This is a genomic window from Nocardia sp. NPDC004604 (genome assembly GCF_040609795.1).
GTDB lineage: Bacteria > Actinomycetota > Actinomycetes > Mycobacteriales > Mycobacteriaceae > Nocardia.
On sequence record NZ_JBEXLC010000332.1, the window covers coordinates 1 to 1,454 of the forward strand.

The 1,454-nt window shown below is 69.3% G+C and carries 1 protein-coding gene; it reads left to right on the plus strand.

The genetic code is table 11. The annotated features are described in order from the left end of the window. The coding region (locus tag ABZW16_RS43930; RefSeq protein WP_354962097.1) for an amino acid adenylation domain-containing protein at window positions 1–1,454 on the plus strand (1,454 nt) is incomplete at both ends.

The window sequence follows — 1,454 nt, forward strand, 5'->3', positions numbered from 1 at the left end:
GCGGAGTCGAATCGGTTGGCGCGGTTGCTGATCGATCGGGGTGTGGGGCCGGAGACGAGTGTCGCGGTGGGGCTGGCACGGTCGGTCGAGTCGGTACTTGCGGTGTGGGCAGTGGCGAAGTCGGGGGCGGCATTCGTTCCGGTGGACCCGCAGTATCCGACCGGCCGCATCGAGCACATGCTCACCGACTCCGGTGCGACGGTGGGAATCACCCTGTCACAGTGGCGAGATCGATTCCCCGGATCAGTGTCCTGGTTGGTCCTCGACGAGGCGACCGACACGGGGGAGTTGTCGGCGGCACCGGTGACCGATGCGGGGGAGTTGTCGACGGCACCGGTGACCGACGCGGAGCGAACGCGGCCGGTCCGACTCGACCAGGCGGCATACGTCATCTACACCTCCGGTTCGACAGGTGTGCCCAAGGGCGTGATCGTCACGCACCAGGGCCTGGCGAACCTGGTGACCGAACAATGTTCACGATTCAACATCGGGCCGGACGCGGGTGTCCTGCATGTCGCGTCGCCGAGTTTCGATGCGGCGGTCCTGGAACTGCTGTGGGCGTTCGCATCGGGTGGACGGCTGGTCATCGCGCCGCCGACCGTCTACGGCGGGACCGAGCTGGCACAGATCCTGTCGAGCCAGCGCGTCACCCATGCCGCGCTCACGCCGACGGCGTTGGCGACGGTCGACCCGGTCGGGCTGGAGCACCTCGAGACCGTCGTCGTCGGCGGTGAAGCGCCCTCGACCGACCTGGTGTCGCGGTGGGCACCGGACCGCAGACTCTTCAACACCTATGGTCCGGCGGAGGCGACGATCCAGACCGATGCCAGTGCCCCGCTGGTGGCGGGAGAGATGGTGACGGTCGGTGAACCGATCCGCGGGGTCGGGCAGGTCGTGCTCGATGCCCGGTTGCGGCCGGTGCCGGTCGGTGTTGTCGGCGAGCTGTACCTCACCGGACCGGGTCTGGCCCGTGGCTACCGCAACCGAATGGGGTTGACGGCGGCGCGGTTCGTCGCTGATCCGTTCGCGGAGTCGGGACGGCGCATGTATCGCACCGGTGACCTGGTGCGGTGGCTGCGGCAACCGGAAGGGAATCTGGCACTGGACTACGTGGGTCGGGCCGACTTCCAGGTCAAGCTGCGTGGCTTCCGCATCGAGTTGGGCGAGGTCGAATCCGGTCTGCTGGCCTGCGCCGGTGTGGCCCGCGCGGTCGCGACCGTGCACCGGGGCACCGCTGTCGGTGACCGCCTGGTCGGGTACGTGGTGCCCGAACCCGGGGTCGCCCTCGACCCGGCCGGGGTCCTCACGGTCGTCGAACAGCGGTTGGCCCCGCACATGGTGCCCGCGACCGTCGTGGTGCTGGACACGCTGCCGGTGACCGAGAGCGGCAAGCTCGACCGCGCCGCGCTACCCGTTCCGGACTTCAGTTCGGCTCGCGCCGAGTTCCGGGCGCC